The sequence below is a fragment of the Stenotrophomonas sp. STEN056 genome, from assembly GCF_056759635.1.
The window spans coordinates 40,607-65,011 of record NZ_JBRRDL010000005.1; the positions used below are offsets into that span (position 1 = coordinate 40,607).

Consider the following 24,405-nt stretch of genomic DNA (forward strand, 5'->3'; position numbering starts at 1 on the left):
GCCGCATGAGGCGACGGGTTAGGATAGCCGTCACAAAGGCTGTCCGCCACTGACGTCGCAAGCTCAGACAGGCATGGCCGGACGATAGTTCCAACATCACTTTTTTTTAACTTTTCAGGAGCGCAACGGCATGTCCGAGGCATCGGTTTCAGTCAGCACCCGCGATGGCATTCGTACTCTTACGGTGCAACGCCCGGAGAAGCTCAACGCCTTGAACCGCCAGACATTGGAGTCGCTGGACGCGGCCTTTGCCGAGGCATCCCAGGCCGATGATGTGCGCGTGGTGGTGCTGACAGGCGCCGGCCCCAAGGCCTTCGTGGCCGGTGCGGATATTGCCGAGATGAATGGGCTGACCCCGGTTCAGGGGCGTGACTTTTCGCTGATCGGCCAGCGCCTGATGCGCCGGATCGAGCGCCTGAACAAGCCGGTGATCGCCATGGTCAACGGTTTTGCGCTGGGCGGCGGCATGGAGCTGGCCATGGCCTGCCACCTGCGCATTGCCGCCGACACCGCCAAGGTTGGCCAGCCGGAAATCAACCTGGGCCTGCTGCCCGGCTTCGGCGGCACCCAGCGCCTGCTGCGCTTGGCCGGCCGGGCCGCCGCGCTGGAACTGTGCCTGCTGGGCGCGCCCATCGACGCCGTCCGCGCCCAGCAACTGGGCCTGGTCAACCGCGTGGTACCGGCCGCCGAACTGGAAGCGGAAACCCTGAAGATCGCCACACAGTTGGCCAACGCCGCGCCCCTGGCACTGCGCGCCATTCTTGATGCGATCAACGTCGGCGGCGAATGCGGCATCGAGGAAGGCCTGGAATACGAAAGCGCACAGTTCGGCCTGGCCTTCTCCACCGAGGACATGCGCGAAGGCACCGGCGCCTTCCTGGAGCGCCGCAAGCCGGAATTCAAGAACCGCTGAGTCCCAACCGATGTCTGCCGTCCCCGCTACACCGCAACAGTTGTTGCAGTTCGTTGTTGATGACGACCTGGACGCCGCCGTGCGCGCCGGGTTGATGGACTATGCCGCGCAGCCCGGTGACACCACGTTGTCGCCGGCTCAGTCGCAGCAGTTGCTCGACGCACAGCAGCAGCTGCGCACCGCATGGGCCGCACGCGAGCGTCACCGCGCCCGTGATGCGCGGCTGGCACGGCGTGCCGCCGAACGCGAAGCACGCCGCGCACCGCCGCCGGCCGCTGACAGCAAGCCTGCCCTGCCCTCGGCAGCAGCCGCCATCCTTGCCCGTGCCAAGGCGCGTGCCGCAGAGAAACCGTCGTCATGAATGCAGCTGTGATCAGGAAAGCCGCACCCCGGAAAGTTGCGGCAAAAAAGGCCGTGACCAAAAAGCCCGCTTCAAAGCAGGCCGCTGCCGCGACGAAGAAGCCCGCCGCACCGCGCAGCAGCAAGCGCATGAGCCGTGAAGAAGTGCGTGAGATGTTCACGCGCCTGCGCGAGCTCAACCCGCACCCGAAGACCGAACTGGAATACAGCTCGCCGTTCGAGCTGCTGGTCGCCGTCGCCCTGTCCGCGCAGGCCACCGACGTGGGCGTCAACAAGGCCACGCGCAAGTTGTTCCCGGTGGCCAACACCGCCCAGGCCATCCTCGACCTGGGCGAAGAAGGCCTGAAGCGTTACATCGCCACCATCGGTCTGTTCAACGCCAAGGCCAAGAACGTGATCGCCGCCTGCGCCATCCTGGTGGAAAAGTACGGCGGCGAAGTCCCTGCCGACCGCGCCGCCCTGGAAGCCCTGCCCGGTGTCGGCCGCAAGACCGCCAACGTGGTGCTCAACACCGCCTTCGGCCAGCCGACAATGGCCGTGGACACGCATATCTTCCGCGTCGGCAACCGCACCGGCCTGGCCCCGGGCAAGGACGTGCGCGCGGTGGAAGATGGCCTGATCAAGGTCATCCCCGAGGAATTCCTGCTGGACGCGCATCATTGGCTGATCCTGCACGGCCGCTATGTGTGCAAGGCACGCAAGCCGGATTGCCCGCAATGCGTGATCCGCGACCTGTGTCATTTCAAGGACAAGACCCCCGCCTGACACGGCAACCGCGCCCACCACGGGCGCGGCCTGCAATCGCTGTCATTTCAACGACGCGGCACCCTCGCGCCCAGGCCAAACGACTGCCATCTGCGCGACACCTGCCCGTAACAGCGCGCCTGTCCAATGCGTTGGCATGCGCTGATCGCGGCCAAAGCAAGTCGCCAGACTGTCATATTTACGCAATCTTTACGCTCTAGCCTTCGCTGCATCCTCAACCTGCCTGCAAGGCTATCCATCCATGAAACTGCATCGCCAACTCCTTACTGCAGCCGTTGCGGCGGCGCTGTTTGTACCGGCCGCACATGCTGAAGTCGCCATCGACGTCATCGGCGGTTCCGAAATCACCTTCGAAGGCCTGGTGCAGGCTGACGGCAACTGGTTCGACAACGACAAGGCCGACCTCAACGGCACCACCGGCAAGAACGGCAAGAACAGCGAATTCGAGCTGCGCCGCGCCGAGCTGGTATTGAAGGGCAAGGGCCCGGGCAACGTGGAATGGGTGGTCGGCTATGACGCCAAGGCCGACAAGTTCCTGGACACCAACCTCAAGTACAAGCTGGGCGGCAACAGCAGCCACTTCCTGCAGGCCGGCCAGTTCAAGCAGCCCAACAGCCTGGAAGAACTGTCCAGCACCAAGAACAACGACTTCATCTCCAAGGCCACCGTCACCAATACCTACGCGGTGGCTCGCCGCCTCGGTGTCGGCTACGGCATCGCGGACGGCAACTGGTCGATCAACGCCTCGGCCTTTGGCCGCGAGCTGACCCGCGACCTGGCCCACGGCAGCGGCTACGGCCTGCGCGGCACCTTTGCCCCGATCAACGAGAAGGGCAACTTCCTGCACCTGGGCCTGAGCTACGCCGACTACGACACCGACGCGGACACCCTGCGCCTGCGCGCACGTCCCAACGCCGACCTGGCCACCGTGCGCCTGGTCGACAGCGGCGACATGAAGGACAGCGATCGCATCAGCACCATTGGCGCCGAAGCCATGTACGTGCAGGGCCCGTTCAAGGCCCAGGCCGAGTACTTCAACGCCAAGGTCAAGCGCTATGACCATGACAACTACACCAGCGACGGCTTCTACGTCAGCGGCGTGTGGAACGTCACCGGCGAGACCTGGAGCTACAAGGGCGGCACCCCGGGCCTGGGCCTGCCGAACGAACCGGGCCGTGGCATGTGGCAGCTGGGTGCACGCTTCGACCATATCGACCTGAACGACGGTGGCGTGCGTGCCCCGGCCGTGGTCGGTGGCGCGCCGCTGGTGGACGGTGTGCTCGGCGGCAAGATGGACATCTGGACCATCGGTGCCAACTGGTACTGGCGCTCCAACTTCAAGGCGTCGATGAACTATGTGATGGTGGACAGCAAGAAGTACAGCTCCAGCGCGCGCGGCTTTGTCAGCGACAAGCCGAACATCCTGGAAGCCCGCCTGCAGTTCTTCTGGTAAGTCCAGGCACCAATGTTCACGGAGAACGCCCCGCAAGGGGCGTTTTCTGTTTGGCGGGAGCGACCTTGGACACATTGATTCGCCTCGCGGCCAAGGCCGCTCCTACGGTATCGCTGAGCAGCACGGGCCCATGAGAAGCACGCCGCTCCTGTAGGAGCGGCCTTGGCCGCGAAGTCGGCACTCATTTCGAGCAAGGGATCACCGATTGCCGCACGCATCAACGAAATACCCGTAGTTCACCATTCGTCACTTCGCGAGCAGACACACTGCCAGCTTCGCGGCCAAGGCCGCTCCTGCGTCAGGCGTAGCCGCTATCCTGCATGCCCACGTCATCAACGGATTGACCATGCGCATCGGCCTGCTCCTGTCCCTGCTTGCCCTCCCGCTCACAGCACTGGCCCAGGATTGCGGTACCGACAGTGCGCAGCGCATCCGCCAGGCGTATGCGCAGCTGCCCGCAGGCACCCTGCCGGAGCACGGCGACATGCAGATCGATGCCGAACAAGGCGTGTGCCGGGTCTGGCCGGCCGACACCACGCTGACCCTGATGGCGGTGCCGCTGCTCGGCCCGTGGCAGGAAAATGACAGCTATCGCGATGGCGACCTGGATCTGCTGGTGGTCGACACCACCACGCTGCGCCCGCGCGCCACCTTGCGCCTGCCCGGCATGATGAGCAGCGACGCAATCCGCATCGAGAACGTCAGCCTGGATACCGCGCGCTACCGCCTGTCCGCCGACACGCGCGCATTCGGCGTGCGCATCACGCGCAGCGGCTCGTCACGAGCCAATCCGTTCGGCGACGAACGCCTGCAGCTGCTGGTACTGCAGGACAACCGGCTGGAGACCATCACCGACCCGATCCTCATGCGGCAGGCCGGCGGCGAATGGGACACAAACTGCACCGGCGACTTTCATGACATGAGCCGCACGCTCGACGTGGGGCCACTACCCGCGCAGGGCTGGGCGATGCTGCACATCCGCGAGCGCGGCATCAGCCGTGAACAGCGCGAGGACGCCGCCGGCAACTGCGCTGAAACCGAAAGCGCGCTTCCGGCCAGGAGCTATACGCTGCGCCCCAGCGGCCGCCGCTACCCGCTGCCGGAAGGCATCAAGGCCGCCTTCTGAGGCGGCAAACAGCTGTCACCAGTACGTCATATGACAGACGCTGCGCTGTCATCAAATCGTTATGCAATAGGCGCCGGGCGGAACCACCGCACCTCACCCTCCCAGGAGCCTTTCGTGATCCACGCCATCAAATCGCGCGCCGTCGTTGCCATCCTCGCCGCGTCGTCCGTGTTCGCCGCCAACGCCAATGACGTTACCGGCGCCGGCGCTTCCTTCATCTACCCGGTCATGTCCAAGTGGTCGGCCGACTACAGCACTGCCACCGGCAAGAAGGTCAACTACCAGTCGATCGGCTCGGGCGGCGGTATCGCCCAGATCAAGGCCAACACCGTGGACTTTGGCTCCTCCGATGCCCCGCTGCGCCCGGAAGAACTGTCCTCCTCCGGCCTGGTGCAGTTCCCGTCGGTGATCGGCGGCGTGGTGCCGGTGCTCAACGTGGCCGGCGTGGAAGCCGGTGCCATGAAGCTCGACGGCCCGACCCTGGCCAACATCTTCCTGGGCAAGATCACCAAGTGGAATGACCCGGCCATCGTCGCGCTCAACGCCGGCCTGGCACTGCCGGATGCCAAGATCACCGTCGTGCACCGTTCCGACGGTTCGGGCACCACCTTCAACTTCGTCAACTACCTGTCCAAGGTCAACAACGACTGGAAGACCAGCGTCGGTGAAGGCACCAGCGTGCAGTGGCCGGTCGGCATCGGCGGCAAGGGCAACGAAGGTGTCGCCGCCTACGTCAAGCAGATCAAGGGTTCGATCGGCTATGTCGAGTTCTCCTATGCACTGCAGAACCGCCTGACCTTCTCGCGCATGAAGAACGCCGCCGGCAACTTCGTGCAGCCGCGCGATGAAACCTTCTCGGCCGCGGCCGCCAGCGCCGACTGGGCCAACGCCCGTGACTTCTACCTGGTGATGACCAATGCACCGGGCGAGCAGGCATGGCCGATCACCGCCACCAACTTCATCCTGATGCGCAAGCAGCCCAAGACCGCCGAAGGCGCCAAGGCCGCTGTCGAGTACTTCCGCTGGATCTACGCCAACGGTGACGCGCAGGCCCGCCAGCTGGACTACGTGCCGCTGCCCGACACCTTGGTCCGCCAGATCGAAACCTACTGGCAGCAGAACCTGGCTTACTGAGTGTAGAGACGCCGAGCCCCTCTCCCTCGTCGCCTCAGGCGCGGATCAAGCGATCCGCGCCTTCTTTTTGGGACGGGGATTGGGGATGGGTTGAGCACTGTAGGCTTGGGATCTCATCCCAACCTGCGTCTTGTTGCAGGGGCGGCTTTAGCCGCGAGGCCACTGGTCTCCCCGAAGTCAGGCGCAACCATTGCCGGCCTGAAGAACGCCTCGTCTTCAGATCGCCTGCTTCGCGCCCGAAGGCGCTCCTACAACAACCCGCGCCCGTGTGGCGCCATGGGCTGGGATGAAATCCCGGCGTCACGCGCTCACCTCACTGGACCTGTGCCACCTCAATCGCTGGCACTGCGCTTTGCTTCATCCCTGCCTGCGTCGGTGCCGCCCCCGCTTCTGCGGAATTTTGTCCGAAAATTCTCTCTCCCGGACACCACCGGGCACTGCCGCTAGGGCGCTGTCTCATTGATTCCATTGAGATTTTTATATTCTTTTAACGATGTAATCAGGCTGTAACAAAAACATCATTTCATAGCCTCATCCGCTGGCCCTGCCGGCATTTCTCCCGCTATGGAGTGACCCATGAAGCTGCACACGACCGGCCTTGCCGCCCTCTCCCTGGCCATTGCCCTGGGCCTGTCGGCCTGCGGTGGCTCTGGCAACCAGGCCGCTTCGACCCCGGAAAATGCCGCTGCTGGCGCGCCTGCCGCCGGTGACAAGCTCACCGCTGAAATTTCCGGCGCCGGCGCTTCCTTCATCTTCCCGCTGGTGTCCAAGTGGTCGGCCGACTACAACGCCGCCACCGGCGCCAAGATCAACTACCAGTCCATCGGTTCGGGCGGCGGTATCGCCCAGATCAAGGCCGGCACCGTGGACTTTGGTTCCTCGGACAAGCCGCTTTCCACCGAAGAGCTGGCCCAGGCCGGCCTCGGCCAGTTCCCGTCGGCCATCGGCGGCGTGGTGCCGGTGGTGAACATTGAAGGCCTGCAGCCGGGCCAGCTGCGCCTGAGCGGCACCCTGCTGGCGGACATCTTCCTGGGCAAGATCAAGCAGTGGAATGACAAGGCCATCGCCGACGCCAACCCGGGCGTGACCCTGCCCGATGCCAAGATCACCCTGGTGCACCGCTCCGACGGTTCGGGCACCACCTTCAACTTCTCCAACTACCTGTCCAAGGTGAGCGGCGAGTGGAAGGACAAGGTCGGCGAAGGCACCTCGGTGCAGTGGCCGGACGGCGTTGGCGGCAAGGGCAATGAAGGCGTTGCTTCGTATGTGCAGCAGATCAAGGGTTCGATCGGCTACGTCGAGCTGGCCTACGCGCTGCAGAACAACATGCCGTACGCCTCGATGCAGAATGCCGCCGGCAGCTGGGTGCAACCGACCGCCGAAACCTTCGCCGCCGCCGCAGCCAGCGCTGACTGGGCCAACGCCAAGGACTTCAACCTGGTCATCACCAACGCCCCGGGCGCCAATGCGTGGCCGATCACCGCCACCAACTTCATGCTGATGCACAAGCAGCCGAAGGATGCCAAGCGCAGTGCCGACACCCGCGCCTTCTTCAAGTGGGCCTTCGAGCACGGCCAGACCCAGGCCAACGAACTGCACTACGTGCCGCTGCCGGCCGAGCTGGTGACGCAGATCGAAGCCTACTGGGCTGCTGAGTTCAAGTGACGCAATGACGCGGATGCGCCGCTCTGGCGCATCCGCCCTTGTCATTGCGCCATCCCCGCGCAGGCGGGGATGACGAACAAAAGCAGGAACAACGACTCCCCCTCCAACGAGGGACTGATGTTTCCCCGCCTCCCCCTTGGGCCTACGCCGCTGCCATGAATGCCATCGCACCGTCTCTCGCTTCGCCCAGCTCGCGCGATCTGCGCGATGCCCGCAACGACCGGCTGTTCCGCTGGTTCCTGATCGCCACGGTGATCTTCGTGCTGGTCGCCCTGGCCAGTGCCGCACTGTCGATGCTGTGGGGTGGCCGCCACGCCCTGCAGGAGCAGGGCCTGAGTTTCTTCTATTCCTCCGACTGGAATCCGGTGGAGAACAAGTTCGGTGCACTGGCGCCGATCTACGGCACCATCGTCACTGCACTGATCGCCATGCTGATCGCGGTGCCGGTGAGTTTCGGCATCGCCTTCTTTCTCACCGAGGTGGCGCCGCGCTGGCTGCGCGGGCCGATCGGCACCGCCATCGAACTGTTGGCCGGCATCCCCTCGATCATCTACGGCATGTGGGGCCTGTTCGTGCTGGTGCCGGTGATGACCGAGTACGTCACCCCGTTCCTCAACGAACACCTGGGCGCGCTGCCGGTAATCGGCGCGCTGTTCCAGGGCCCGCCGCTGGGCATCGGCATGCTGACTGCCGGCTTCGTGCTGGCGATCATGGTCATCCCGTTCATTTCCTCGGTGATGCGTGAGGTGTTCCTCACCGTGCCCACCCGCCTGAAGGAATCGGCCTATGCACTGGGCTCGACCAAGTGGGAAGTGAGCTGGGACATCGTCCTGCCCTACACCCGCTCGGCGGTCATCGGCGGTGTGTTCCTCGGCCTGGGCCGCGCCCTGGGTGAAACCATGGCCGTGGCCTTCGTGATCGGCAACAGCGTGCGCCTGACGCCGTCGCTGCTGGAGCCGGGCACCACCATCGCCGCACTGATTGCCAACGACTTCGGTGAAGCCACCGAAACCTACCGCTCGGCCCTGCTGCTGCTCGGCTTCGTGCTGTTCATCGTCACCTTCGTGGTGCTGGCCATTGCCCGCCTGATGTTGATGCGTCTGTCCCGCAAGGAGGGCAACTGATGTCCACCGTCGCTTCCAGCAAGGCATCTGATTCGCTGTACCTGCGCCGTCGCATCACCAACGGCGTGGCCCTGCTCCTGGGGTGTGCCACCGCGTTGTTCGGCCTGTTCTTCCTCGGCTGGATCCTGTGGACGTTGCTGTCCAAGGGCCTGCCGGGCATCAACCTGGACCTGTTCACCAAGATGACGCCGCCGCCGATGCAGGAAGGCGGCCTGCTCAATGCCTTCTTCGGCAGCGCGGTGATGTGCGCGCTGGCCATCGCCATCGGCACCCCGCTGGGCGTGGCCGCCGGCACCTGGCTGGCCGAGTACGGCAATGCCCGCAAGGCCGGCACGGTGGTGCGTTTCGTCAATGACATCCTGCTGTCGGCACCGTCGATCGTGCTGGGCCTGTTCGTCTACACCCTGTATGTGATGCAGACCGGCGGCCAGTTCTCGGCCTTTGCAGGCGCGCTGTCGCTGGCCTTCATCGTGCTGCCGGTGGTGATCCGCACCACCGACGAAATGCTGCGGCTGGTGCCAGTGCAGATGCGCGAAGCGGCACTGGCGCTGGGTGTGCCGCAGTGGAAGGTGATCATGCAGGTGCTGTACCGCAGCGCCATGGCCGGCATCGTCACCGGCATCCTGCTGGCGCTGGCGCGCATCTCCGGTGAAACCGCACCGCTGCTGTTCACCGCCTTCGGCAACCAGTACTGGAACAGCAACGTGTTCCAGCCAATGGCTTCGGTGCCGGTGGTGATGAACCAGTTCGCCGGCAGCCCCTACGAATCGTGGCAGGTACTGGCCTGGGCCGGCGCCCTGGTGCTGACCGTGTTCGTGCTGCTGGTAAGCCTTTCCGCGCGCGGCCTGCTGCTGCGCAACCGAATCTCAAACGACTGATCCCATGGACCATCCCATGAACGACCTCACCAATGCCGTGCCGATGCAGCGCATCACCGTGCCCGCCGCCAACCAGTCGCTGCACAGCCCTGCGCCGGTCAAGCTGGCCGCGCGCGGTCTGGATTTCTACTACGACAAGTTCCATGCGCTGAAGAGCATCAACCTGGAGATCCCGGAAAAGCGCGTGACCGCGCTGATCGGCCCGTCCGGTTGCGGCAAGTCCACCCTGCTGCGCATCTTCAACCGCATCTACGCGCTGTACCCGAAGCTGGAAGCGCGCGGTGAGGTGCTGCTGGACGGTGAGAACATCCTTTCGCCGAAGTACCCGATGAACCGCCTGCGTTCCAAGGTGGGCATGGTGTTCCAGAAGCCGGTGCCGTTCCCGATGACCATCTTCGAGAACGTGGCCTATGGCATCCGTCACCACGAAAAACTGTCCAAGGCCGAGATGATCGTGCGCGTGGAACAGGCGCTGCGTCAGGGCGCGCTGTGGGATGAAGTGAAGGACAAACTCAACCAGAGCGCGCTGGGCCTGTCCGGTGGCCAGCAGCAACGCCTGTGCATTGCCCGTGCCGTGGCGCTGCGCCCGGACGTGCTGCTGCTGGACGAGCCGACCTCGGCGCTGGACCCGATCTCCACCAGCCGCATCGAGCAGCTGGTCGAAGAGCTGAAGAACGACTACACCATCGCCATCGTCACCCACAACATGCAGCAGGCCGCGCGCGTATCGGACTACACCGCCTTCATGTACCTGGGCGACCTGATCGAGCACGACCGCACCGAAGTGATCTTCTCCAATCCGTCCAAGCAGCAGACCGAGGACTACATCACAGGTCGCTTTGGTTGATGGCAGGCCGGGATCGGAAACTCGGGATTGGGGATTGGCAAACGCCTCGGCACCCGCAAAACCGTCCCGCCTTCACGAATCCCACCTCTCCAATCTCCAATCCCACTCTCAATTGCCGGCGCTCATCATGAACAATCTTCCCAACGACCACATCGTCAAGAGCTACGACGAAGAGCAGCAGCGTCTGGTGGCCGAAATCCTGCGCATGGGCGAAATGTCCGTGGCCCAGCTGGAAGCGGCGCTGGACGTGATCGAACGCCGCGACGAGAAGGCGGCCCAGCGCATCGTCGCCAACGACGATGCCATCGACCAGCTTGAGCAGCAGATCAGCCATGACGTGATGCGCCTGGCCTTGCGTGGGCCGATGGCGCGTGACCTGCGCGAGATCCTCGCCGGCCTGCGCATTCCGGCCGACATCGAGCGCATCGGCGACTACGCCGCCAACGTCGCCAAGCGCTCCATCGCGCTGGCCGGGGTGCCGCCGCTGCCGCAGATCCAGGGCCTGCGCGCACTGGGCCGCTTGGCCGCCATCCAGGTCCGTGCGGCGATGGAGGCTTACCGCAACAACGACGTCAACGCCGCCCTCAAGCTGCGCGACGACGATGCCCGCCTGGACGCGCAGTACACCGCACTGTTCCGCGAGCTGCTCACCTACATGATGGAAGACCCGCGCAACATCACCCCATGCACGCACCTGCTGTTCATGGCCAAGAACCTGGAGCGCATCGGCGACCACGCCACCAACATTGCCGAGAACGTCTGGTTCCTGGTCAAGGGCGAAGAGCCGCTGCCGCCGCGCGAGAAGCGCGACGAAACCAGCACGCTGGACCACACTTGATACGCGGTAACGCGACAGTGCATTCCGGGTTGCCGGAAGTGGTGAACAAACAGGCCCGAAAGGGCCTGTTTCTTTTTGGGGTATGTCTGGCGTCTGAAAAGCTACCCCTCCCCAACCCTCCCCAACCCTCCCCAACCCTCCCCTGCGCGAGGCGCAAGGGAGGGAGCCAAAGCCTGATTTCGCAGAGCAGTGGACCTGGCTTTTCACCCCCTCCCTTGCGCCCCGCGCAGGGGAGGGGTGGGGAGGAGTGCCGTTGTCGTTGCTGTTACTCACTCCCGTCACCACAGCCATCCAAAACCACGACTTCCGACAGCACCGCTTGCTAAGCTCCAGCCTCCCCCCGGCCCCTTCATGCTCCGGAGATACCATCATGACCATCCGCAAACCTGTTTCCCTGGCCATCGGCGCCGCCCTGCTCGGCGGCATGGCCGCACCGGCATTCGCCATGACCGACCTCGCCCAGGGCTATGCGCTGGGTGCCAGCGCCCAGACCCCGCCGCCGCCCACCGCCGAAACGCAGGCTGCAACCGAGGCCACCCAGACCACCGACGCCGATGCCAAGCAGAAGGCCGAGGGCAAATGCGGTGAAGGCAAGTGCGGCAGCAACCACGCGCAGGAGCCGGCCAAGAGTGACGACGCCAAGGCAGCAGACAAAGCGGCCGGCGCCGCCAAGTCCCATGCCGAAGGCAAGTGCGGCGAGGGCAAGTGTGGCGGCAACCACTGAGCCCACCGACAACTGCCTGCGCCTGCCGCCACCGGCAAGCGCAGGCCTGGGGCTGCGCCGCTCCCTGCTGGACGCGCTGCATGCCGCGCCGGACGGCGCATTCGATTTCCTCGAATGCGCCCCGGACAACTGGCTTGGTGTCGGCGGCAGGCTGGGCGAAGCCCTGCACGAGCTGTCACGCCGGCATGCCCTGACCTGCCACGGCCTGTCCCTGTCACTGGGCGGGCCCGCGCCGCTGGATGTGGGTTTCCTGCAGCGCACCCGTCACTTCCTGGACCAGCACCGCGTCGCGCTGTACAGCGAGCACCTGAGCTGGTGCAGTGACGATGGCCATCTGTACGAACTGCTGCCGCTGCCCTTCACCGAAGAGACCGTGCAGCACGTGGCCGCGCGCATCCGCCAGACGCAGGACATCCTCGGGCGTCGCATTGCAGTGGAGAACGCCTCCTACTACGCAGTGCCCGGTGCCGACATGGATGAAGCCAGCTTCATCAACGCGGTGTTGGACGAAGCCGACTGCGACCTGCTGCTGGACGTCAACAACGTCTACGTCAACGCCATCAACCACCGTTATGACCCGCGTGCATTTCTGGCAAAGCTGCCTTCCCGGCGCATCGCCAGCTACCACATCGCCGGCCATCACGATGAAGCCGATGACCTGAAGATCGACACCCACGGCATGCCGGTCAAGGACGATGTCTGGTCGTTGCTCTCCGCCGCCTATGCGCTGCATGGCGTGCGCCCTACGCTGCTGGAACGCGACTTCAACTTCCCACCCTTGGCCGAGCTGCTGGAAGAAGTGGCACACATCCGCAGCCTGCAGCAACAGGCAGGCGCGCCCCGGATTGCCGCACATGGCTGAAACCCTGCTGCAGCTGCAGACACGTTTCGCCGCGCATCTGCGCGACCCGCAGCACAACGCCGCGCCCGGGCACATTCCCGATGCGCGGATGCAGGTTTACCGAGAGCTGTACTTCAACAATCTGCAAAGCCTGTTGGCCGCCAATTTCCCGGTGATCAAATGCACGCTGGGGCCGGTGCGCTGGCTGGAACAGGTACGCGCTTTCTGCCGCGAGCACCGCGCGCATACGCCCTTGTTCACCGAGATCGGCCAGGAGTTCATCCACTTCCTCGACGCAGCACCGGCCGACGCCGGCGCGCCCTGGCTGCTGGAACTTGCCCACTACGAATGGATCGAGCTGGCGCTGCAGCTCAGCGATGCCCCCTTGCCCGCGCACGACCCCGGCGGCGACCTGCTGGCCGGCAACCCGGTGCTTTCGCCGTGGTGCCGTGCGCTGGCCTATCAATGGCCGGTGCACCGTATCGGCCCGGAGCATCAGCCGCTGCAGGTGCCTGCACAAGCGACGCTGTTGCTGGCGCGCCGGCAGGCAGACGGCAGCATCGCCTTCTCCGAGCTGTCGCCGCTACTGTATCGGCTACTGGAACGGCTGGAGCAGGAACCCGAGCTCAGCGGAAACCAGCAGCTGCAGGCCTTGGCGGTGGAAGCCGGGGTTGCGGCCGATCCGGCGTTCGTCGCCAATGGCGCGGCGATGCTGCAGCAGTTGCAGGCGCGTGGCTGCCTGCTCGGCACCGCACCGTAGGGGCGCCTTCAGGCGCGAGGCCGGGACCGGCCCACCGCGGCCGCAAAGCGCGGACCGGCCTTGCCAACCGCAGGAGCCTCGGCGGACCTGACACACAGAGAATGTCGCGGCCGAGGTCGCTCCTACGCGCTCTGCTACCCTATTGCGATGAACGAAACCGCCGAAACGCCCGTCCCGCGCCCCACTTTCACGCCCATGGCGCAACGCTTTCGGGGCTTTCTGCCGGTAGTGGTGGATGTGGAAACAGGGGGCTTTGACTGGAACCGCCACGCGCTGCTGGAAATCGCCGCAGTGCCCGTGGAAATGGACGAGAACGGCCTGCTCTACCCCGGCCAGACCGCCAGCGCGCATGTCATTCCTGCCGAAGGCACCGAAATCGATCCCAAGTCGCTGGAGGTCACCGGCATCGTGCTGGACCACCCGTTCCGCCTGGCCAAGCCCGAGCGCGAGGCACTGGAACATGTGTTCGCGCCGGTGCGCGCGGCGATGAAGAAGTACAACTGCCAGCGCGCGATCCTGGTCGGGCACAACGCCCATTTCGACCTGAACTTCGTCAACGCCACGGTCGCCCGCAGCGGCCACAAGCGCAATCCGTTCCATCCCTTCAGCGTGTTCGATACGGTCACCCTAGCCGGCGTGGCCTACGGCCAGACAGTGCTGGCGCGCGCGGTGCAGGCCGCGGGCTTTCCGTGGGATGCCAGCGAAGCGCACAGCGCGGTGTATGACACCGAACAGACCGCGCGCCTGTTCTGCAAGATCGTCAACGCCTGGCCAACCTCGCCCTTGGCCTAAGTGCTCACGCCACGCAGGTGCGGGCGCGCCCGTCCTGCTTGGCCTGCGCCAGTGCCTGCTTGGCTCGCTGATAGAACAGCACCGGCGCCTGGTCGCCATCCAACTGCACCGCACCCGCGCTGAAAGTGACAGCCACATCGCCTTCGTTGCGGCCGCCCCATTGGCCGTACTGGCCGAACAGACGCTGCAGCCGCTGACAAACACGCTCGGCCTCGGCCAGCGCAGTATTGGTCAGCAGCACCGCGAATTCCTTGTTGCCCAGCCGTGCGGCCATGTCCGAGGCGCGCAGGCTGCTGCGCAGCAACTCGCCCACTTCGCACAGCACCAGATCACCGGCCGCCCGCGACCAGGTGTCGTTGATCTGCTTGAGGTGATCGATGCTCATCACCACCAGACTCAGCTGCCGCCCTTCGCGCCGTGCCGATGCCATCTCGCGCACCAGCGCGTCGTCGAACGCACGCCGATTGGGCAGGCCGCTGAGGTCATCTTCATGTGCGAGTTGCGCGAAGGCGTCGGCCTGTTCGCGCAGGCGTTGTTCCAGGGCGGCCTTTTCCTGCTCAACCGCCTGCAACTGCGCCGCGCTGTGCCCGGCCTGCTGTACCTGCTGCTGCAGCGTGTGCAGGCGGCGGCGCTGGCGCTGCAGCTGGTACACGCAAAGCGCCAGCGCGAGCAGCAGGATGCCGCACAGCGAAACCAGCACCCCGGGCGTCAGCACCGATGCGGGCACGACGGCCAGCGCCGCAGTTGTCTGCGCCATGGCCGGCGCGGCGGCCAGGCTGCACAACGCCACGCCCGAAACCCGCTTCACCAAACCCGCAGCATCTGCGCGAACCCCACGGGTTCGCGCCACCGGAATCGCAGTCGTTGCCATCGTTCAGAGCCCCCAGAGGTGGCCTGATACTAGCAAAGGTTCGGTGTCTTTCAGGCGCCCCGATCGCGCTGCGCGGCCGCCCATTGCGGGTGCTCCCAGCGCACCACGGCTTCCAGCCCGCCGGCCGGATGATTCCGCAGCACCAGCGTGGCGCCATCCTTCTCCGCCAGGGCACGGGCAATGGTCAGGCCCAACCCGGCGCCGCCGGTTTCCCGCGAGCGGGATGTCTCAAGGCGCAGGAACGGGGTGAACACCGCTTCCAGTTCCTCGGCCGCAAGACCCGGCCCGGTGTCGCGCACGCTCACTTCCACCGCTTCGCCGTGAAAACGGGCCCGCACCTGCGCGCTGCGGCCGTACTTCACCGCGTTATCAACCAGGTTGGAGAACAAGCGGCGCATCGCCAGTGGCCGCAGCATCATCACCGCGCCACAGCCCTGCTCAAGCACCGCGTCGTGACCGGACTCGGCGGCATCTTCGACCACGCTTTCCAGCAGCGAATCCAGATCCAGCGCGGCGCGCTGCTCGGCGCTTTCCGCACTGCGGGCAAGCTCCAATCCTTCACGGATCAAGGCCTGCATCGCGGCCAGATCACCAATCAAGCGCTCGCGCAGCGGCTCATCGGCCACATTTTCCAGGCGCAGCCGCAGCCGCGTCAGCGGCGTCTGCAGATCGTGGGTGATGGCCGCCAGCATCTGCGTGCGTTCACCCAGGTGGCGCTGCAGCCGTTGCTGCATGGCATTGAACGCCTCTGCAGCACGGCGGACCTCCAGCGGGCCGGTGACCGGCAGCGGCGCACGCTGCAGGTCCTGGCCCAACTGCGTGGCGTGGGCGGCCAGGCGCTGCAACGGCGAACTGGCGATGCGTGTCACCACATAGGCCAGCACACCGATGGCCAGCACCAGCAGCGACAGGAACCACGGGTCAAATGCCGAGCCCGTGCGCCGCACCACCGCCGGGTATTCCAGCGCCAGGCGCAACGGCGTGCCGTCGCTCAGGGTCAACTCCACCAGCCGGCAACGCGGCGGCGTGAACGCCGGATCACGTTCGCGCGTGTGACGGCTGCGGGTGCGCGGGCCCTTGTCCGGCGGCGGCAGAAACTCCGGCAATGGCGGCAGGCAGGCACGGAAGCTGCTCGCGCGTACCCGCGCATTGGCGACCACGCCGTCGCGTGCGGCCAGCACTTCCATCAACGCCTCGTCGTTGTCGCCGGTGCGGAACTCGCCCTTCACTTCACGCACGCTGGGGCTGCCGACGGCCAACAGGCGCGTGCGCAACTCCGGGTTGCGGTCGATCAGGTTGACGAAGCCCTGCAGACGGTCGGCGATACGCGCCAGGTTCTGCCGCTCGAACTCCTGCTGCCGGCGCGATTCGGCCAGCAGCGTGGCGCCGATCGCCGCCACCATCATGCCGACCAGCAGGATGACGAACAGCCGCCCCGCCATCGACGACAGGAACCGGCGCAGCCGCTTCATTCCAGCGCCACCGCACTGGCAAACACATAGCCTTCGTTGCGTACGGCCTTGATCAGGCCATCGCTGCCGCCGCCACCGCCCAGCTTCTGCCGCAGGCGGCTGACCTGCAGGTCAATGGCGCGGTCCTGCGATTCGTAGCTGCGGCCGGTGCTCAACGCCACCAGCTGCTCGCGTGACAGCACCTTGTTGGCATGCGCCACGAATACCCGCAACAAACGGAACTCGGCACCGGACAGCATCACCACGCGCCCGGCCGGGTCCACCAGGTGGCGGTGTTCCAGGTCGAACACCCAATTGGAGAACGCCGCGCGGCGCATCGCCAGCGGCTCCAGGTTGGCCGGCAATGCTTCGGTCCGGCGCAGCACATTGCGGATGCGTGCCAACAACTCGCGTGGCTCGAACGGTTTGGCCAGGTAATCGTCGGCGCCCATTTCCAGCCCGAGCACGCGGTCGATGGGCTCGCTGCGTGCGGTCAGCATGATCACCGGCGTGCTGGAGCGCGCGCGCAGCTCCCGGCACAGCGACAGCCCGTCTTCGCGCGGCAGGTTGAGGTCCAGCACGATCAGGTCGATATGCTCGCGCGCCAGCACCTGCCGCATCTGGTTGCCGTCACCGGCGGTGCTCACCGCATAGCCGGCCCGCCCCAGCTGTTCGGCCAGCAGGCCGCGGATATCGCTGTCGTCATCTACCACCAACAGTCGGTGCATGGTCTCTACGTTGCTCATGGCGCCATGATCCATGCTAGCGGATGAACCTGTGTGATCGTGCATGTATCGGCGTGTATCAACCGCCCATCTGGATACATTGCGATACACGGCAGCTGCGGCCGGACACAAAGTGACACACGGCGAGTGTTGAGACGCCACCGCCAGCTGTCCACACTGGCACCGACGCCGCAGCGTGCGGCCCGCCATGAGTGCCCCATCATCGTGAAGCTGCTGCCCTCCTCCCGCCGCAACCGGATCCTGCTTGCCACCGCCATCGTCGCCCTGCTGGCCGGCTGCGCCGCGTGGGCCACGCGCAAACCTGCCGCGCCTTCGGTGGCCACCTCGCCGGTCACCCGCGGCAACCTGGAACAAACCGTCGATGCCACCGGCGTGATCGACGCCTACAAGCTGGTCAGCGTGGGCGCGCAGGCCTCCGGCCAGATCAAGTCGCTGAAGGTGCAGTTGGGCGATGTGGTCAAGCAGGGCGACCTGATCGCCGAGATCGATTCGGTCACCCAGGAGAACAGCCTGAAGAACGCCCAGGCGGCGCTGGAGAACATCCGTGCCCAGCGTGCGGTGCAGGCCGCCTCGTTGAAGGAATCGGAACTGGCTTTTGCCCGGCAGAAGGAAATGCTGGACGCCGAGGCCACTTCGCGCGCCGAATACGAATCGGCCGAAGCCAACCTGGCCAGCACCCGCGCGCAGATCCGTGCCCTGGATGCACAGATCCGCCAGCGCGAAACCGAACTGGGCACCGCCCAGGCCAACCTGGGCTATACCCGCATCACCGCGCCCATCGACGGCACCGTGGTGGCGGTGGTCGCCGAAGAAGGCCGCACCGTAAACGCCAACCAATCGGCGCCAACCATCGTCAAGCTGGCGCGGCTGGACCTGGTCACGGTCAATGCGGAGATATCCGAAGCCGATGTGGTCAAGGTCAAGCCGGGCATGCCGGTGTACTTCACCATCCTTGGCAATCCGGATCACAGGTACGAAGCCAAGCTGCGCACGGTGAACCCGGCGCCGGCGTCGATCAGCACCGACAGCACCAGCTCCAGCAGTTCGTCCTCGTCCAGCTCCAGCACGGCGGTGTACTACAACGCGCTGTTTGACGTGGAAAACCCGGACGGCACGCTGCGCATCGACATGACCGCGCAGGTGTCGGTGCTGTTGGCACAGGCGACCGACGCGTTGTTGATCCCCACCGTCGCACTCGGCCAGAAGGTTCCCGAAGGCGGCGCCCCGCGCGCCGCACGCAGCAAGCAGGAAGGCCAGCGCCAGCAACGTCGTCAGCCCGATGCCGCCGCCCTGGCCAAGAGCAACAGCTACATGGTGCGCGTGGTCAACCAGGAAGGGCAGCCGGAGCCGCGCCGGATCAAGGTCGGCCTGAACAACGGCTCCAATGTGGAAGTGCTTGAAGGCCTGAGCGAAGGCGACCTGGTGGTCGTGGGCGAAGGCAATGCGGCCGACAAGGCCAATGCACGCGGCAACCAGCGCAACCCGATGAGCCCGATGATGGGCGGGTCGCGCCGATGAGCCAACCGCTGCTGCAACTGCGCGAACTGCGCCGCGAGTTCCCGGCCGGCGAGGAAACCATCGCCGTGCTGAAGGACGTCAACCTCGATATCCATGCCGGTGAAATGGTGGCCATCGTCGGCCAGTCCGGCTCGGGCAAATCGACGCTGATGAACATCCTCGGCTGCCTGGACCGCCCCACCGTCGGCTCCTACAAGGTGGCCGGCCGCGAGACCGGACGCATGCAGCCGGACGAGCTGGCCGAGCTGCGCCGCGAACACTTCGGCTTCATCTTCCAGCGCTACCACCTGCTCGGTGATCTGGACGCGCGTGGCAACGTGGAAGTACCGGCGATCTATGCCGGCACGCCGTCCGATGCACGCCGCACCCGCGCCGAGGCCTTGCTGGCACGGCTGGGGCTGTCCGACCGCATGGGCCACAAGCCCGGGCAGTTGTCCGGCGGCCAGCAACAGCGCGTGTCGATCGCGCGTGCGCTGATGAACGGTGGCGAGGTGATCCTGGCCGACGAACCCACCGGCGCGCTGGACAGTGCATCGGGCGAGGAAGTGATGAACATCCTCGGCGAGCTGCATGCCGAAGGCCACACCATCATCATCGTCACCCACGACATGCACGTGGCCGAACACGCGCAGCGCATCATCGAAATCCGCGACGGCGAGATCATCGCCGACCGTCACAACGACAAGGTGCCTGCACTGCAGAAGCAGCAGCGCCCTGCCCCGGTGAAGACCGGCGGCAGCGCTTTCCAGGCGGCGCGTGATCGCTTCCTCGAAGCCTTCCGCATGGCACTGCTGGCCATGAACGCCCACCGCCTGCGCACCTTCCTGACCATGCTCGGCATCATCATCGGCATTGCCTCGGTGGTGTCGGTGGTGGCGATGGGCAATGGTTCGCAGCAGCAGATTCTGCAGAACATCTCCGCACTCGGCACCAACACCATCGACGTGTACCCGGGCCGGGGTTTCGGCGACATGCGCTCGGGCCGCGTGCAGACGCTCAAGGCCAGCGACGCCGATGCGCTGGCTGCGCAGAGTTACATCGACAGCGCCACGCCCAGCGTATCCAGCTCGGTCACCGCACGCGTTGGCAACAAGGCCGCCAGCGCGCAGGTCAGTGGCATCGGTGAGCAGTACTTCCGGGTCAAGGGCATGACCCTGGTGTCGGGCCGCTACTTCGACCAAAGCGAAGTGAAAAGCCTGGCCCAGGTGGTGTTGATCGACGAGAACACACGCACGCAGTTGTTCGGCAGCGATGACCCGATCGGCCAGGTGGTGTTGCTGGGCAATGTGCCGGCGCGGGTGATCGGCGTGGCCAAGCGCCAGTCGATGGGCTTTGGCAGCAGCACCAACCTGTCCGTATGGGCGCCGTACACCACGGTGATGTCGCGCATGCTCGGGCAGAGCTACATCAGCGGCATCACCGTGCGCGTGGCCGACGACACGCCGATGGACGCAGCGCAATCAGCCATCACCAAACTGCTGACGCTGCGCCACGGGACCGAGGATTTCTTCCTTTCCAACACTGCTGAAATCCGCGAGACCATCGAGTCCACCACCAAGACCATGACCCTGCTGATCGGCGCCATTGCCGCCATCGCGCTGGTGGTCGGCGGCATCGGCGTGATGAACATCATGCTGGTGTCGGTGACCGAACGTACCCGTGAAATCGGCGTGCGCATGGCCGTTGGCGCACGCCAGAGTGATATCCGCCAGCAGTTCCTGATCGAGGCGGTGCTGGTGTGCCTGCTCGGCGGCATCCTCGGCATTGCGTTGGCGCTGTCCATCGGTTGGGCGTTCAAGACCTTTGGCGCCAGTTTCACCCTGTTGTTCTCCACCGCCTCGATCATCGCCGCCTTCGCCTGCTCGACGCTGATCGGCGTGGCGTTCGGTTTCCTGCCGGCCCGCAATGCCGCACAGCTCGACCCGGTGGAGGCATTGGCCCGCGAATGAAGATGACCATGAAACCTATTCGTCCCCTGCTGCTTGCCGCTGCATTGACCGCCGCACTTGCAGCCTGCGCCACCACACCCAGCGCCGACCCGGCCGCACACCTGCCGGTCGCCGCGCAGTATGGGCGTGGCGATGCTCTTGCCAACGCGGCGGTGCAGGACATCGAACGCAACCTCACCGCGCCACCGGCCGACGTGCGCGCCGATGCGTGGTGGCAGGGCTTCGCCGACCCGCGCCTGGATCGGCTGATCGAACGCGTGCTCGACAGCAACACCGACATGGCTTCGGCCGGGCTGAAGCTGGAGCGCGCGCGCGTGCAGGCGGGCCTGGCCGGGGTGGATCTGTGGCCCCAGGCATCAGGCTCAGTCAGCGCCAACGGCAGCCGCAGCATCGACAGCAGCGATGACTGGTCACGCAACCACAGCGCCAACGTGTCGCTGGGCTGGGAGTTGGACTTGTGGGGCAAGCTGCGCGGCCAACGCGACATCGCCCGCTGGGAAGCACAGGCCACCGCGCAGGACCTGCAGAACACCACGCTGAGCCTGATCGGGCAAAGCGCCGAGCTGTACTGGCAGCTGGGTTACCTCAACCAGGCCATTGCCACCGGCCAGGCCAACCTGGAGCGATTGAAGCGCACCGCTTCGCTGGTACAGACCCAGTTCGATGCCGGCGCGGTATCGCGGCTGGAAGTACGCCAGGCGCGGCAGAACATCGAAAGCCAGAAAGCCACGCAGGCGCAGTTGGAACAGCAACGCGTGGAAACCCGCAACGCACTGACCGTGCTGCTGGATGGCCAGCCGTGGCCGCAGGCCGATGAGCCGCAGAATCTGGATGTCGCGCAAAGCCCTGCGCTTGCAGAAGGCCTGCCGGCGGAGCTGTTGGCCCGCCGTCCAGACCTGCGCGCGGCCGAGCTGCGCCTGCGGCAGTCGCTGGCCAACATCAAGGTCACCGCCACCAGTTACTACCCGAGCCTGAGTTTGAGCGGCTCGGTGGGAAGTTCCAGTCCATCGCTGGGTGATGTGCTGAGCAACCCGGTAGCGACGCTGGGCGCCGGATTGAGCCTGCCGTTTTTGAAGTTCCGGCAGATGCAGCTGGATATCGACTCGGCTGATCTCTCGTATCAGATCGCGGCCAACGACTTCCGTAAAACGCTGTACACCGCATTGTCGGAAGTGGACAACGCACTGTCGGCACGCACGCGCCTGGCCGAGCAGGTTGCAGCGGCGCAGGCCTCGTATGACGAAGCCGTGGAAATCGCGCGTCTCTACGAGGTGCGTTACCGCGCCGGCGCCACCGATCTGCGGACATGGCTGGAAGCGGAGCAGACGCGTCGCAACGCGGAATTGTCACTGGCGCAGACCAAGCGCAGCCAGCTGGTGAATGATGTGACGCTGTACAAGGCGTTGGGTGGAGGGGCCCAAAGCCTGCAGTGACCAAAGCCCCTCTCCCGTTTACGGGAGAGGGGTTGGGGTGAGGGGAAGCTTCTAGCCAAGCAACGTCAAAAGCTCCCCCTCTTCCGCCCTTCGGGCACCTTCTCCCACAAGGGGAGAAGGGAGTGGCCAAGCATTACGACAATTGGTGAGCAATCCAACACCGTTCCCGCTCAAAGCCCCTCCCCCGTCTACGGGAGAGGGGTTGGGGTGAGGGGGCTCTATCGCTTCAACGCACCAACCCCATGCGCTTGCAGAATCTCCCGCACCCGCTCCAACGGAATCGCCTCCACCGTCTGGCCGTTGCCGCTGACCGTGGTGGCCATGAACAGGGCGTTGTAGACCGATTCTTCCACTGCATCCACGCTGGCCTGGAACACCGCGCTCATCGCTTCGTTGGCCAGCTCGGTGGTCTGCAGCTGCGGTGCATCGAAAGCACGCCGCACCGATTCGGCGGTGGAAAACGCCAGTACGTAATCGCCACTGCCGTTGGATGCGGAGCTGCCGGTGCGGCCCAAACCCATCATTCCGCGTGATGCCAGCCGCTTGAGATTGCGATCAGACAACGGTGCATCGGTGGCGATGACGATAATCACCGAGCCATCGCCGCGGTCATCAGCAAGCCCACGCCCATTGCCCTGCGCAGCTACTGCATTCTGGAACGCATAACGGTCCAGTTCGCGGCCGACCGGCGCGCCTTCCACCTGCAGTACGCCGCCAAAATTGGCCTGTACCAGCACGCCGACCGTCCAGCCACCGAGGCTGTCGGGCAGTTTGCGCGAAGACGTGCCGATGCCGCCCTTCCAGCCGAAGGCTACCGTGCCCGTGCCGGCGCCCACACTGCCTTCGCGCACCGGACCGCTCTGCGCGGTGTCCAGTGCGCGACGCACGGCGTCGGCAGTGATCGGCCGCGCGCGGATGTCATTGAGCCCGCCGTCATTGGTCTCGCCGACCACGACATTCAACGAGCGCACCTGCTGCATGTCCGGCCGGGCCAGCATCCACTCGGCCATCGCATCGGCGGCCTTCCACACGCACAGCGTGCAGGTCAGCAGGATCGGGGTTTCCAGTTCGCCCAGTTCGTTGACCTGGGTGCTGCCGACAAACTTGCCGAAGCCGTTGCCCACGTGCAGTGCTGCCGGTACCCGCGAACGGTAGACATTGCCCGCATGCGGCAGGATCGCGGTGACGCCGGTGCGTACCGTGTCACCTTCAATCAGGGTGGTTTGGCCCACGCGCACGCCGGCCACGTCGGTAATGGCGTTGTGCTGGCCGGGGGTGAAGATGCCGGGCGCAACGCCCAGCTCGCGGGCGCGCGCCCGTGGGGCTTCCTGCGCGGAAGCGGCCAGGGCAACCAGCCCCAGCAGCGCCGCAGTCAGTCGAAGGGAGAGACGGTGCGGCGCGTGGGGCATGCAGGTTCCTTTACAGACGTTGGCGGACGGCTTCAAACAGGGCCACGCCGGTGGCCACGGAGACGTTGAGGCTTTCGACATCACCCGGCATCGGGATGCGCACCAGCTGGTCGCAGGTTTCGCGGGTGAGACGGCGCAGGCCATCGGCCTCGCCGCCCATCACCAGGGCCACGTTGCCGCGCAGGTCGAGCTGGTGGATGGTGGTGTCCACTTCACCGGCCAGGCCGTATACCCACACGCCCAGCTTCTGCATGTCCTTGATGCAGCGGACCAGGTTGGTCACCGCCACCACCGGAATGCGGTCGGCCGCACCGGCACTGACCTTGCGCACGGTCGCGTTGACCGGCGCGCTCTTGTCCTTGGGAATCACCACGGCGGTGACGCCGGCAGCAGCGGCGCTGCGCAGGCAGGCGCCGAGGTTGTGCGGATCCTGCACCTCGTCCAGCACCAGCACCAGTGCCTTGCCTTCGGCCGCTTCGATCAGGCCCTGCAGCTCGCTCTCGGCCCACAGCTTGGGCGCGGCATAGCGCGCGGCCACGCCCTGGTGGCGCACCTGGCCGGCCACGCCGCCCAGTGCCTGGGCGTTGACCTTGCGCACGTCGATGCCCTTGCGCAGGGCTTCTTCTTCAATTTCGACCAGGCGCGGGTTCTTGGCCCCGGCCTCGATCAACACTTCGCGAACGTTCTCCGGGTCCTTCTCGATGGAAGAAGCCACGGCATTGACGCCGACGATCCACTGGTTCTGCTTGCTCATGGGCGCCACATGGGGAAATTCGGGGGGCAATGTTACTACCGGGGGGCCGGCGGG

General features: G+C 65.6%; 23 protein-coding genes. 18 read left to right on the plus strand and 5 right to left on the minus strand.

Annotated elements, in window-relative coordinates; translation table 11 throughout:
- Positions 1–130 precede the first annotated feature (130 nt).
- The 15 genes from ACVOLO_RS04360 (at position 131) to rnt (ending at position 14,220) form a co-directional block, all read left to right on the plus strand.
- Positions 131–913 (plus strand): enoyl-CoA hydratase/isomerase family protein, encoded by a 783-nt coding sequence (locus ACVOLO_RS04360; RefSeq protein ID WP_481569066.1) that lies wholly within the window; start codon positions 131–133, stop codon positions 911–913.
- Between the two features lie 10 nt (positions 914–923).
- The gene (locus ACVOLO_RS04365; RefSeq protein WP_481569067.1) at positions 924–1,274 is read left to right on the plus strand and encodes a hypothetical protein; all 351 of its coding nucleotides are present in this window, start codon (positions 924–926) and stop codon (positions 1,272–1,274) included.
- A gap of 128 nt (positions 1,275–1,402) precedes the next feature.
- Complete coding sequence (nth, locus tag ACVOLO_RS04370; protein WP_481569068.1) at positions 1,403–2,038, plus strand: endonuclease III; 636 nt, start codon at positions 1,403–1,405, stop codon at positions 2,036–2,038.
- 241 nt (positions 2,039–2,279) lie between these two features.
- Positions 2,280–3,491, plus strand: coding sequence for an OprO/OprP family phosphate-selective porin (locus ACVOLO_RS04375; RefSeq protein ID WP_481569069.1), 1,212 nt, complete (start codon positions 2,280–2,282; stop codon positions 3,489–3,491).
- Positions 3,492–3,837: 346 nt separating this feature from the next.
- Complete coding sequence (locus ACVOLO_RS04380) at positions 3,838–4,617, plus strand: PA3715 family protein (RefSeq protein ID WP_481569070.1); 780 nt, start codon at positions 3,838–3,840, stop codon at positions 4,615–4,617.
- A 114-nt stretch (positions 4,618–4,731) separates the two neighbouring features.
- Complete coding sequence (gene pstS, locus ACVOLO_RS04385; RefSeq protein ID WP_481569071.1) at positions 4,732–5,751, plus strand: phosphate ABC transporter substrate-binding protein PstS; 1,020 nt, start codon at positions 4,732–4,734, stop codon at positions 5,749–5,751.
- A 576-nt stretch (positions 5,752–6,327) separates the two neighbouring features.
- The gene (pstS, locus tag ACVOLO_RS04390) at positions 6,328–7,416 is read left to right on the plus strand and encodes a phosphate ABC transporter substrate-binding protein PstS (RefSeq protein ID WP_481569072.1); all 1,089 of its coding nucleotides are present in this window, start codon (positions 6,328–6,330) and stop codon (positions 7,414–7,416) included.
- A 155-nt stretch (positions 7,417–7,571) separates the two neighbouring features.
- Entirely contained in the window at positions 7,572–8,540 is a 969-nt protein-coding gene (gene pstC / locus ACVOLO_RS04395; protein WP_481569073.1) for a phosphate ABC transporter permease subunit PstC, read from the plus strand.
- Positions 8,540–9,418 carry a phosphate ABC transporter permease PstA gene (gene pstA / locus ACVOLO_RS04400; protein ID WP_481569074.1) on the plus strand — a complete coding sequence of 293 codons (879 nt, stop codon included), beginning with the start codon at positions 8,540–8,542 and terminating at the stop codon, positions 9,416–9,418. The genes pstC and pstA overlap by 1 nt, the downstream gene beginning before the upstream one ends.
- Positions 9,419–9,434: 16 nt before the next feature.
- Complete coding sequence (gene pstB / locus ACVOLO_RS04405; RefSeq protein ID WP_481569075.1) at positions 9,435–10,265, plus strand: phosphate ABC transporter ATP-binding protein PstB; 831 nt, start codon at positions 9,435–9,437, stop codon at positions 10,263–10,265.
- Between the two features lie 127 nt (positions 10,266–10,392).
- The gene (phoU, locus tag ACVOLO_RS04410; protein ID WP_481569076.1) at positions 10,393–11,103 is read left to right on the plus strand and encodes a phosphate signaling complex protein PhoU; all 711 of its coding nucleotides are present in this window, start codon (positions 10,393–10,395) and stop codon (positions 11,101–11,103) included.
- Positions 11,104–11,473: 370 nt separating this feature from the next.
- Entirely contained in the window at positions 11,474–11,827 is a 354-nt protein-coding gene (locus ACVOLO_RS04415) for an HvfA family oxazolone/thioamide-modified RiPP metallophore (RefSeq protein ID WP_481569077.1), read from the plus strand.
- A gap of 16 nt (positions 11,828–11,843) precedes the next feature.
- Complete coding sequence (locus ACVOLO_RS04420; protein ID WP_481569195.1) at positions 11,844–12,689, plus strand: HvfB family MNIO-type RiPP peptide maturase; 846 nt, start codon at positions 11,844–11,846, stop codon at positions 12,687–12,689.
- Positions 12,682–13,428 carry an HvfC family RiPP maturation protein gene (locus tag ACVOLO_RS04425; protein WP_481569078.1) on the plus strand — a complete coding sequence of 249 codons (747 nt, stop codon included), beginning with the start codon at positions 12,682–12,684 and terminating at the stop codon, positions 13,426–13,428. The genes ACVOLO_RS04420 and ACVOLO_RS04425 overlap by 8 nt, the downstream gene beginning before the upstream one ends.
- A gap of 147 nt (positions 13,429–13,575) precedes the next feature.
- Positions 13,576–14,220 (plus strand): ribonuclease T, encoded by a 645-nt coding sequence (gene rnt, locus ACVOLO_RS04430; RefSeq protein ID WP_481569079.1) that lies wholly within the window; start codon positions 13,576–13,578, stop codon positions 14,218–14,220.
- Positions 14,221–14,224: 4 nt separating this feature from the next.
- On the opposite strand, the gene ACVOLO_RS04435 is transcribed toward rnt, so the two are convergent.
- The 3 genes from ACVOLO_RS04435 to ACVOLO_RS04445 form a co-directional block, all read right to left on the minus strand.
- Positions 14,225–15,028 (minus strand): GGDEF domain-containing protein, encoded by an 804-nt coding sequence (locus tag ACVOLO_RS04435; RefSeq protein WP_481569080.1) that lies wholly within the window; start codon positions 15,026–15,028, stop codon positions 14,225–14,227.
- A gap of 113 nt (positions 15,029–15,141) precedes the next feature.
- Positions 15,142–16,563 (minus strand): ATP-binding protein, encoded by a 1,422-nt coding sequence (locus tag ACVOLO_RS04440; protein ID WP_481569081.1) that lies wholly within the window; start codon positions 16,561–16,563, stop codon positions 15,142–15,144.
- Positions 16,560–17,270 (minus strand): response regulator, encoded by a 711-nt coding sequence (locus tag ACVOLO_RS04445; protein ID WP_481569196.1) that lies wholly within the window; start codon positions 17,268–17,270, stop codon positions 16,560–16,562. Before ACVOLO_RS04445 ends, ACVOLO_RS04440 begins: the two co-directional genes overlap by 4 nt.
- Positions 17,271–17,486: 216 nt before the next feature.
- Between ACVOLO_RS04445 and ACVOLO_RS04450 the strand changes: the two genes are divergently transcribed.
- Genes ACVOLO_RS04450 through ACVOLO_RS04460 form a run of 3 tightly spaced genes read left to right on the plus strand, consistent with a single transcriptional unit; the run spans position 17,487 to position 22,188 of the window.
- A complete protein-coding gene (locus ACVOLO_RS04450) occupies positions 17,487–18,806 on the plus strand; it encodes an efflux RND transporter periplasmic adaptor subunit (RefSeq protein ID WP_481569197.1) in 1,320 nt (439 codons plus the stop codon).
- Complete coding sequence (locus ACVOLO_RS04455) at positions 18,803–20,755, plus strand: MacB family efflux pump subunit (protein ID WP_481569082.1); 1,953 nt, start codon at positions 18,803–18,805, stop codon at positions 20,753–20,755. The genes ACVOLO_RS04450 and ACVOLO_RS04455 overlap by 4 nt, the downstream gene beginning before the upstream one ends.
- 8 nt (positions 20,756–20,763) lie before the next feature.
- Complete coding sequence (locus tag ACVOLO_RS04460) at positions 20,764–22,188, plus strand: efflux transporter outer membrane subunit (RefSeq protein ID WP_481569083.1); 1,425 nt, start codon at positions 20,764–20,766, stop codon at positions 22,186–22,188.
- Between the two features lie 218 nt (positions 22,189–22,406).
- On the opposite strand, the gene ACVOLO_RS04465 is transcribed toward ACVOLO_RS04460, so the two are convergent.
- Together ACVOLO_RS04465 and rlmB are read right to left on the minus strand one after the other, a co-directional pair.
- Complete coding sequence (locus ACVOLO_RS04465) at positions 22,407–23,597, minus strand: DmpA family aminopeptidase (RefSeq protein ID WP_481569084.1); 1,191 nt, start codon at positions 23,595–23,597, stop codon at positions 22,407–22,409.
- 10 nt (positions 23,598–23,607) lie between these two features.
- Positions 23,608–24,351 carry a 23S rRNA (guanosine(2251)-2'-O)-methyltransferase RlmB gene (gene rlmB, locus ACVOLO_RS04470; RefSeq protein WP_481569085.1) on the minus strand — a complete coding sequence of 248 codons (744 nt, stop codon included), beginning with the start codon at positions 24,349–24,351 and terminating at the stop codon, positions 23,608–23,610.
- Between the last annotated feature and the right edge of the window lie 54 nt (positions 24,352–24,405).

Excerpts from the sequence above, each read along its gene's own strand:
- ACVOLO_RS04360 (WP_481569066.1), top strand. The coding sequence starts at position 131 with ATGTCCGAGGCATCGGTTTCAGTCAGCACCCGCGATGGCATTCGTACT.
- ACVOLO_RS04365 (WP_481569067.1), top strand. The coding sequence starts at position 924 with ATGTCTGCCGTCCCCGCTACACCGCAACAGTTGTTGCAGTTCGTTGTT.
- nth (WP_481569068.1), top strand. The coding sequence starts at position 1,403 with ATGAGCCGTGAAGAAGTGCGTGAGATGTTCACGCGCCTGCGCGAGCTC.
- ACVOLO_RS04375 (WP_481569069.1), top strand. The coding sequence starts at position 2,280 with ATGAAACTGCATCGCCAACTCCTTACTGCAGCCGTTGCGGCGGCGCTG.
- ACVOLO_RS04380 (WP_481569070.1), top strand. The coding sequence starts at position 3,838 with ATGCGCATCGGCCTGCTCCTGTCCCTGCTTGCCCTCCCGCTCACAGCA.
- pstS (WP_481569072.1), top strand. The coding sequence starts at position 6,328 with ATGAAGCTGCACACGACCGGCCTTGCCGCCCTCTCCCTGGCCATTGCC.
- pstC (WP_481569073.1), top strand. The coding sequence starts at position 7,572 with ATGAATGCCATCGCACCGTCTCTCGCTTCGCCCAGCTCGCGCGATCTG.
- pstA (WP_481569074.1), top strand. The coding sequence starts at position 8,540 with ATGTCCACCGTCGCTTCCAGCAAGGCATCTGATTCGCTGTACCTGCGC.
- pstB (WP_481569075.1), top strand. The coding sequence starts at position 9,435 with ATGAACGACCTCACCAATGCCGTGCCGATGCAGCGCATCACCGTGCCC.
- phoU (WP_481569076.1), top strand. The coding sequence starts at position 10,393 with ATGAACAATCTTCCCAACGACCACATCGTCAAGAGCTACGACGAAGAG.
- ACVOLO_RS04415 (WP_481569077.1), top strand. The coding sequence starts at position 11,474 with ATGACCATCCGCAAACCTGTTTCCCTGGCCATCGGCGCCGCCCTGCTC.
- ACVOLO_RS04425 (WP_481569078.1), top strand. The coding sequence starts at position 12,682 with ATGGCTGAAACCCTGCTGCAGCTGCAGACACGTTTCGCCGCGCATCTG.
- rnt (WP_481569079.1), top strand. The coding sequence starts at position 13,576 with ATGAACGAAACCGCCGAAACGCCCGTCCCGCGCCCCACTTTCACGCCC.
- ACVOLO_RS04440 (WP_481569081.1), bottom strand. The coding sequence starts at position 16,563 with ATGAAGCGGCTGCGCCGGTTCCTGTCGTCGATGGCGGGGCGGCTGTTC.
- ACVOLO_RS04445 (WP_481569196.1), bottom strand. The coding sequence starts at position 17,270 with ATGCACCGACTGTTGGTGGTAGATGACGACAGCGATATCCGCGGCCTG.
- ACVOLO_RS04455 (WP_481569082.1), top strand. The coding sequence starts at position 18,803 with ATGAGCCAACCGCTGCTGCAACTGCGCGAACTGCGCCGCGAGTTCCCG.
- ACVOLO_RS04460 (WP_481569083.1), top strand. The coding sequence starts at position 20,764 with ATGAAACCTATTCGTCCCCTGCTGCTTGCCGCTGCATTGACCGCCGCA.
- ACVOLO_RS04465 (WP_481569084.1), bottom strand. The coding sequence starts at position 23,597 with ATGCCCCACGCGCCGCACCGTCTCTCCCTTCGACTGACTGCGGCGCTG.
- rlmB (WP_481569085.1), bottom strand. The coding sequence starts at position 24,351 with ATGAGCAAGCAGAACCAGTGGATCGTCGGCGTCAATGCCGTGGCTTCT.